This window comes from uncultured Nostoc sp. (assembly GCF_937863485.1).
In the GTDB taxonomy this organism is placed as follows: domain Bacteria; phylum Cyanobacteriota; class Cyanobacteriia; order Cyanobacteriales; family Nostocaceae; genus Nostoc.
Genome location: NZ_CALMFY010000171.1, coordinates 1 through 9033, shown reverse-complemented (window position 1 = coordinate 9033; position 9033 = coordinate 1). Strand labels below are relative to the sequence as shown.

The following is a 9033-nucleotide window of genomic DNA, read 5'->3' as shown; positions in this document are numbered from 1 at the left end:
TAACAAATGCGTACGCCGAAATAACAAATGCGTACGCCGAAATAACAAATGCGTACGCCGAAATAACAAATGCGTTGGCTAGCAAGAACCGCAGGCATCGCCATGATTGCAACAATTTAGCTTTGTCACGCCAGCGTAATGCACTGCAAATCTTTGGTAGATGAAGTTTTTCCGACTTGTGTGTACACCGTAGCCTTTTAGAAGAGAGGAATGGAAGTGAGGTCAGAGTGTATTGCATCCAAACGATAACCGCTATAGTAGAATCGTCAAAAATAACAAACAATGCCTAATCCCTAACCTTCAGGCTGTGGTGATTTTGGATGCTTCAGCAACAGGCTCAATCAGTATCGGTGGTGCTTTTTCCTCAAAGGTGGCTAAATCGAACCAAAAAGTGGTGCCAATGCTGACTTCACTTACTAGATGGACTTTACTACGATGTCTGTCGATGATATTTCTGACAATCGATAAACCTAAACCCGTGCCTTCTAGGGTGTGAACTCGGTTTTCGACGCGGAAGAAGCGTTCAAAAATTGAGTGTTGGTCTTCTGTGGCAATGCCAATTCCAGTATCGGAAATTTCAATTCGCACTGGAGATGATTGGGTGTGACTGGGTTTGAAATCTAGTTGGTAGGCGCGGATTGCCACTTTACCCCCGGCTTTTGTGAATTTAAGGGCATTACCAATCAGATTGCCAAACACTTGTACTAACAGATCATAATTACCCATTACCAGTGGCAAATTAGGAGCAACTTCCTGAACAAGTTCAACACCTTTATCTTTAGCATTGAGTTGGTAAGTACGCAGGGTTTGCTCGATCGCTTGCGCTAAATCTACGCCATCGAAATTATACTGGCGACCAGATTCGAGTTTTGACAAATCCAATACATCGTTAACTAAGCGGGTTAAGCGATCGGTTTCATGGTTGACAGTTTGCAGAAACTCTTGCCGTTCTTGTAAAGCTAATTCTTCGCCGTAGTCGTGCAGGGTTTCAATATAAGTTTTGATGTTAAATAGAGGCGTTCGCAGTTCGTGAGAAACGTTGCTGATAAATTGGCTTTTTGCATCGTTTAGCTCTACCTCACGGGTAATATCTTGGATAGTAATCGCAATACCTTTGATGCTTTCTGTTTGTACGTTGAGTACTGTAGTCAAGAGAATGCGAATCGTCCGCGGGATGGGTTGGTTAATAAAAATTCGGAATTCGGCGCTTTCGCATTCGCCTGCTGCCATTTCGTACAAGGGACTGGTGATTTCTATTTGTACTGCTGGGGGCAAGTGATGTAACACATTGCAGCCTACCACATCAGCGGTTTCCCAACCAAAAATTCGCTTTGCCGTGGGGTTAACTAAAATCACCTGCATGTTGTTATCAATTAACACAGCACCATCTGCGATCGTTGAAACTAGGGTTTCTAGCTTCGCTTTTTCCGCGGTCAGTTCCTCAATATTCTGTTCTTCATAGCGCTCTAATCGCTCTGCCATTTCATTAAAGCTTAAAATTAACTCCCCTAGTTCGCCCCCTAAAGGTAAATTAATCCGCTGCTTGAAATTCCCAGTAGTAATTTGCTTCACCCCCACTAGCAGTTCTTTTATTGGCTTAGTGATGGTCAAGGCGTTAATCACTCCTGCCAAAATCACCATTACCCAAATCGTGATAAAAACGGCAATGGTGACATCACGGGTAAAATTGGTGGAGATAACAGCGGTCTGATTGGGGTTGATACCAATCGCTAATACACCTAAATATTTTTTATTGACGATCAGGGGAATAAACACATCGGTGACTGTCCCATCTGGGGTCATGTGTTGCCGCACCATTGGCTTTTCCCCATCACCAGGGTAATCTTCAGGCAGTTGTATCCGCCGTTTAATCGTCAGGGAGTTTTCTACCTCCGCTTCCCAAAAAGGAATGCCAAAAAAGATTTCCCCAGTTTCATCAGCGTAGAGCATATAACGCACACTAGAGGTGCTGCTGTAGAAGCGTTGTGAAAATTGGGCAACCTCAGTCAGATTATTATCAGCAACTAGGGGAGCAACGTTGGCAGCAAGCAGCAACCCCAAGTCACGACCAAAGCGGGTATCATTCATCCGCGCATCCTGCTGAATTGTATTCACAGCCCAGAAGGTCAGACCACTCATCACCAACGAAACCACCAATGTCGCCACAGCCAGCAGTTTGGTCTGGAGTGTGAACTCAGCCCACCAACTAGCGATCGCATCTCGAATTGTTTTAAACAGACTTAGCATCTTAAATAAAATTGTTAATAGTCTTTGTAATAAAGCCCAACAACGAAAAAATTAACAGTTAATTTGACAAAAATGTTAGGGGCATTGGGCATAACTCCTGACTTTGCCAATTTTGAATTTTAGATTTTAGATTTCTCCTTCAATCCAAAATCCAAAATTCAAAATCCAAAATTGAATGACTCCTAACTCCTAACTCTATAACCAATATCTTTCCGGTAATATATTCCCTCAAACTGAATATGTTTGATACCCGCGTAGGCTTGGGCGATCGCTTGCTCAAAATTTTCTCCGATTCCAGTCACATTTAATACTCGACCCCCATCTGTCACTACTTCTTGTTGCTGGTTCAACTTCGTACCTGCATGAAATACGGTTGTTCCTGTTGCCTCTGCCTCACCAATGCCAGTAATGACGTGGCCTTTCTCATATTCTCCTGGATAACCACCTGAAGCTGCAACGACAGTTGCAGATGCTCCCCCTTTCCAAGCAATGGGCGGCAATTCACTTAATCGCTGCTGTACACAGGCTAGAAGCAACTCTTCTAAGGGTGTTGCTAACAGTGGTAAAATCACCTGGGTTTCCGGATCGCCAAAGCGACAGTTAAATTCCAAAACCTTGAAGTCGCCATCGGGTGCAATCATTAATCCAGCATACAGTACACCTCGGTAGTCAATGCCTTTAGCTCGTAAAGTTGCGATCGCTCTTTGTAACACTTCTGTTTGAATGCGTGCCATCAACTCTGGCGTAGCAATGGGTGCTGGGCTGTATGCTCCCATTCCCCCAGTGTTTTCCCCGGTATCGCCGTCACCAATCCGCTTATGGTCTTGAGCTGGCAGTAAGGGTCGAATTGTTAACCCATCGGTTAACGCTAAAACTGACACCTCTTGCCCAATTAAACATTCTTCAATGACGACAAATTTACCAGCACTGCCAAACTGTCCCTGAAAAATCGCATCAACGGCACTTTCTGCCTGTTCAACTGTAAGAGCCACCGTTACACCCTTACCAGCCGCCAAGCCATCAGCTTTGACGACAATTGGCACTCCTGTAGCTCTTACATAGGATTTTGCTGCTACTGCCTCCGTAAATACCGCAGCCCGGGCCGTCGGAATTCCAGCTTCTTGCATCAGGGCTTTTGCCCAAGCTTTACTTGCCTCAATTTGCGCTCCCGCTCTGACTGGCCCAAATACCATCAATCCTTTGTCTTGGAGGTAATTTGTGATTCCCTTTGCCAAAGGTACTTCTGGCCCAACTATCACCAGAGTTATGCCATGTTCTAGAGCATATCGACTCATGCCCTCAAAATCATCTATTGCTAAAGGCAAATTCTGGCAACGTTCCATACTTGCTGTGCCTCCATTCCCTGGTACACAGATAACTTGCTCGATTTGCTTAGATTGCAACAGTTTCCATGCCAGAGCGTGTTCGCGCCCTCCATTACCTACGACTAAAACTTTCACTGATTTCCTCGTGCGTCCCTTACGAAACGAGAATGCCCGATTCGGCTCTCGCGGATCAATTTTTTCACCAATTCTCACACTTGTGCAAGCCCCCTGATGACCAGAAAAGGCAGGGGGAGGAGAGCAAGAATTATCTTGCCATATCGGTTTCAAGTCCCATTCGCTTCTTTGAATTTCAACTGCATTGATTTTTAAGATTCAATTTTGTCAATTAGTACATTTATTACTGTTATTAATAATAGTAATAAATGTACCAGCATAAATTAACATATAAATATATTTATTTAATTAATGTTGATGTTTCAAACAGTATAATAATTGATTAAAAATCCAGATTAAGTAATGATAATTATTGATTATAAGTACTAACCTGCGAATATAGAAATTCATTAAAATAGCATAAAATAGGAAACATGGCTAAAATTATTGTTACTGGAGCTGCCGGCTTTGTTGGTTCTCACCTCGTAGACATCTTGCTACAACAAGGGGAAGAAGTGATCGGGATTGATGAATTCAATGATTACTATGATCCGATGTTAAAGCGTAAGAATGTTGCACACTTACATCACTCACCTGGTTTTAGATTAATTGAAGGAGATATTCAGTTTTTAGATTGGCAGAAACTCTTAAAAGATGTTGATGTAGTTTACCATCAAGCGGCACAAGCAGGGGTGAGAGCAAGTTGGGGTAAAGCTTTTCGAGGTTACACAGAACGAAATATTAACGCTACACAAGTTTTGCTGGAAGCAGCCAAAGATGCAAAACACCTGAAAAGGTTAGTATTTGCCTCCTCATCGAGTGTATATGGTGATGCAGAAACATTACCTACTCACGAGGGAATTTGCCCCCAACCGGTTTCTCCTTACGGCATTACAAAGCTAGCAGGGGAGTTTTTATGTGAACTGTATCACAAAAACTTTGGCGTGCCCTGTGTGACGTTGCGCTATTTTACAGTCTATGGCCCTAAACAGCGCCCAGATATGGCATTTCATAAGTTCTTTAAATCCATTTTGCAGGATGAGGCGATTCCTATTTACGGCGATGGACAGCAAACACGGGAGTTTACGTTTGTTAGTGATGTCATCGCCGCCAATTTAGCCGCCGCCTCCGCACCCCAAGCAGTGGGAGAAATTTTTAACATCGGTGGCGGTAGTAGGGTTGTGTTAGCAGAAGTCTTAGATACGATTGAAGAAATCGTTGGGAAACCAATCAAAAGAAACTACATCGAAAAGGCGATGGGAGACGCCCGTCACACCGCTGCTGATGTATCTAAAGCGCAGAAAATTCTGGGATATGAGCCACAAGTCTCTCTAAGAGAGGGTTTGATACAGGAATGGGAGTGGATTAAGTCTTTGTATTTACTCTAGCGTGTCATGGTTTCCCTATTATCTATTCTTCCTCAGCAGTTCTGATTCCAGTTTATCTAAAAGGTTTGCGATCGCGATCGCGGTAGTTTGGCGAGGCGAAATACAAGGGCGCTTCAATTAATGGTTATTGTGTCCTAATTCCCCTCATCTTTTTAAGCTTCACTTTTGTTATGCAAACTGTATTGATCGGAGTCTTATCCTTAGCTGGTAGTTAAAACAACACCTTGGCGGATAGTACGTTTGCGATCGCATATCCCAGCCACTATGCCTTACTTGGTCAATATCTTGTACTATAATTTTTGAGACTGATAGTGTCATGAATAAAAAATACCATCAATCTCTTCGCTTACCTGCGGCATCTAGGGAGAAACGTTAATTATTATGACTTTACCTGTTAAAGAAATTATATTAGCACCACGAGAAGGTGATCACTTAACCATAAGTAATACAGAGGTAATATTTAAAGTAGTTGGTGCTGATACTCATGGTCATTTAGGTTTATTTGAATACTTAATACAACCAGGAGGAACTACACCACAACTACACCTTCACCGTCAGATGGAGGAAATGTTTTATGTTCTGGAGGGAGAAGTCGAAATTCAAGCTGGAGACCGAATTGTCCAAGGTCAACCAGGAGCATTTGTACTTGTTCCTCGTAATACGCCACACACATTTGCTAACCGGGGAACAAAACCTGCAAAGTTACTGATTATGTTCACTCCAGGTGGGGAACGCGAAAAGTATTTTGAGGACTTGGCTTCCCTACTTCAAGATGGACACAAACCAGACAGGGAAGCCTTGCTAGAGTTGATGCGTCGATTTGACCAGGAGCCAGTAGAAAATTTACAGTAACACGTTACAAAAAATATCTGACTTTATTTGCGACCTTTTTAGCGGTGACTTATACTTAGTGATAGAAATTTTTAATCCCTAGTACAGCGCGGCGGAAATAAACAACCCACTTCAAATCAACGAAACGTTTACGCTATATTTCTTTTGACTTTTGACTTTTAACTTTTGACTTCCGCCTTGCGGTACTAGCCCTATTCCCATGATTGAAATTCATCAATGGCGCTACGAATTAAGGAAGTTATTTGAGCGCGACGGGTTTCAAAGTTGGCGGCGATATAAATCAGTAAGATACCAACTAGCAAACCAACAACCCATTTTAAAAAGGAGTAGTGCAAGCTGAAAATTACTGATTGATAGATTGTAGTGATTAAAAAAGTGGCTGTACCAATGTAGAGAAAAGCCCGGGCTTGCAAAGCTAATCCGGCAAAAATGGCAATGAGGCTGAAAATTCCAGGTATCCAGGCTGTATCTTGATTAAATAAAATTGCCCACCCACAAATTAAACCACTACCTAGGACTCTCAGAATATGGCGAGCTGCTTTATACTCTGGTAGCCTCAGTTGAGAATCGACTTGAGCAATATACGGCAGTGACAACCCAATGGGTGTTACATACCATAAAGCATCAGTTAGATGTAAGGAATTAAACCAACTGTAAAGTGCCCAATCAATGAGCGCCATACTAATATAGGTAAAACGGATGTTTTCACCCACCTTTGCGAGGAAGATGTAGAATCCAGCTGCGAGTAGCAAGGTAATCGGGTAAGTTTGCAGTCTGGTTTCCCACAAAATTATCAGTGGTATAATGTAGGCGGCTTGCTGCCAAGGTCTTTTAGACCAACCCCAACTTTCCCAAGGCAGGATGTACAGAAAATAGGCTACCACACAGGCGATCGCACCGTTCCAAGGAACTAACGGCCCAGCCCAAAATCGTCCTACTGCTGTCTCGCGCCAATAAATCCTCATGCCGGCTACCTCTAATAAGCCAAGGTAAACCCACATCTCGGCTATTGTAATTCCTCCCAAGATGCTGGGGGAAGTGCGCGAATTTCGGCCCTGAAAGATGGCATAACGAATCAAAAATACCCCAGTTGCCAATCCCACTAAACGGTTAACTCCAATGGGAAGAGGAATGGCAGCCATTAATAAACAGCTACTCCAAGCCCAATGAATATGAGCAATTCCTTTCAGTTCTTGGGGAGTCAGGCGTAAGTAGCTGACAAGCCTTGGCGACAGAATGCGGTAAGCATACATGATACTAGTACCAAGGGCAGACATGGCTATCAATCCATCACCTAATGCTCCTCCTGAAGCTTGTAACATTTGATAGAACAAAAGTTCATAGGCAGAAATGGATACGCCAATGATTCCTAAGTACAGCAGGGGTTTAAAGTTCTCGCGCCGTCGCCCCACGCCAATGATAATTAAAGCTACACCCAAAGAATACAAACCAGTCCACTCAGTGAAGGTGTCCAAACGCAGCAATACACTGAATGCACCATAAATTAATGGCAAAATGTGAAAGCTGCTAGGAAGCCTTTCTAATTGATGTCGTCGTTGCCACCACTCTCCGACAAGTTGAGCAATTAAACCTAAGGCGATATTTGCGATCGCTATTTTAATAATTGAGCGTTCCCCAAATCCCAGCACTTGGGCAGTCACTAATTCCAAACCCCAACCAATGCCATAAAATGCCCAATTTGTCGGTTCGCGCCAACTGCGATAAACAATGGCTGCCAAGGTGATAACAGTGGCAATTAAGTACAAAAATCCCGAAGTAATAAACCCTTGGTAAATCAGCACTGAGTGCATTGTCAAACCCAACAACTCAAAACCACACAATGCGATCGCCCACTTATCATTAGCGGCTGCATAGATAATTGCTAATTCGTTAGGGCGTCGCCTCAAAACTGTCCGCGTTAACCATAAAGTTAGGGTTGCGATCGCGCCAGCGACAAACCAACCTGCTACTGTGAGACTAGGTAAACCAGGTATACCCGTCCACAGCAGCGCCCCAATGAAACTTAAAATAAATCCTTCTGTAATTACCGCAGATACTTGGTTTCGGAAATAGCGCGTATTTGCAAACATCAATCCGATACCTACAGCCAAACCGATTAATCTGGTTCCTGGTAACTGTAAAGTCAGTAGCTGGGCAATTATCACAGCCAAGACACTCAAGTAACGGCTAGTAATCCGCCGCTCGATAATTGTGGCATTGGCAACACCTGTAAGAGCTATAGGCGTAACTAGCCAAATGACTCCCCAATAAGCTCGGCTATCAGCTATACCATACCAAGATGATTCTGTATTTATCCACAATAGGAAAAAACTAGCGGCGGCTAGTGCTAAACCGATATCCCATGCACTATGTTGCCATAAACCTCGGTTGAGGCTAAATCGCCATTCTGCAACCATCAGAGCTAATAAAATACTTGCCCAGGCTTGGTGACTCAGGGTTGGAAATAACCAATTAATCGTAGAGCAAAATGTCAGTACTCCGATGATGTGAGTTAGATATACCAGGGGAAAGGAGGAGGGGGAGCGGCGTTGAGTGACAAATGCAAGAGTGATTGTGGAAAATAGCAGATTTAGCGATCGCAATGTGGGATTTACTATAGCGATCGTTGTTAAAAAAGTTCCAAGTAAGAGGGTAAGCAGTTCGCCAAATTTAGCCAATTCTCGCTTTTGGCTGCGATATAGGCTATCTGTGAGTGCCACCATCAAAATTACGTAGGGAAATAAAGCTACACCCAGCAACGCCCAAGGTTGATTTTGAGAATTGGTGAGTTGGGTGCCAGTAGCGATCGCCCATTGCTGTAAGTTATTAGGTATTAACCGCCAAAACAGCCAAATTGTCTGTAAGCCGATTACAAAAACTGCTGCTAAGTCAGCCTTTGAACTGTACCGCTGCAAGCAACTTCCCACAAACCACAAACCCAAGCCACTCACAGCTATTGCTTGCCAAGGATAATTTACTACCGAAACCAGCCAACCCAGGAAGAGTAAAATGCCACCGAGTTTTTCCCAGAGTAAAAGGGATGAGGGAAATGGGGAGAATATTACTGTTACTTCCTCTGCTCCCCCTGCTCCCCTGCTCCCCTGCTC

The 9033-nt window shown here is 43.5% G+C and carries 5 protein-coding genes; 2 read left to right on the top strand and 3 right to left on the bottom strand.

Annotated features, from left to right (window positions below; all coding sequences use genetic code 11):
* Positions 1-300 precede the first annotated feature (300 nt).
* Positions 301-2247 carry a two-component system sensor histidine kinase NblS gene (nblS, locus tag Q0541_RS23070; RefSeq protein ID WP_298915948.1) on the bottom strand — a complete coding sequence of 649 codons (1947 nt, stop codon included), beginning with the start codon at positions 2245-2247 and terminating at the stop codon, positions 301-303.
* A 182-nt stretch (positions 2248-2429) separates the two neighbouring features.
* Positions 2430-3707 carry a phosphoribosylamine--glycine ligase gene (gene purD, locus Q0541_RS23065; RefSeq protein WP_298915951.1) on the bottom strand — a complete coding sequence of 426 codons (1278 nt, stop codon included), beginning with the start codon at positions 3705-3707 and terminating at the stop codon, positions 2430-2432.
* A gap of 413 nt (positions 3708-4120) precedes the next feature.
* On the opposite strand from purD, the gene Q0541_RS23060 reads away from it, so the two are divergent.
* Entirely contained in the window at positions 4121-5074 is a 954-nt protein-coding gene (locus Q0541_RS23060) for an NAD-dependent epimerase/dehydratase family protein (RefSeq protein ID WP_298915945.1), read from the top strand.
* Between the two features lie 381 nt (positions 5075-5455).
* The gene (locus tag Q0541_RS23055; protein WP_298915942.1) at positions 5456-5926 is read left to right on the top strand and encodes a cupin domain-containing protein; all 471 of its coding nucleotides are present in this window, start codon (positions 5456-5458) and stop codon (positions 5924-5926) included.
* A gap of 191 nt (positions 5927-6117) precedes the next feature.
* Here the strand turns inward: Q0541_RS23055 and Q0541_RS23050 are convergent.
* On the bottom strand, positions 6118-9033 hold a 2916-nt coding region (locus Q0541_RS23050), incomplete at its 5' end, for a DUF2157 domain-containing protein (protein WP_298915938.1).

Coding starts and splice junctions, on each gene's coding strand:
- Q0541_RS23060 (WP_298915945.1), top strand. CDS start 4,121: ATGGCTAAAATTATTGTTACTGGAGCTGCCGGCTTTGTTGGTTCTCAC.
- nblS (WP_298915948.1), bottom strand. CDS start 2,247: ATGCTAAGTCTGTTTAAAACAATTCGAGATGCGATCGCTAGTTGGTGG.
- Q0541_RS23055 (WP_298915942.1), top strand. CDS start 5,456: ATGACTTTACCTGTTAAAGAAATTATATTAGCACCACGAGAAGGTGAT.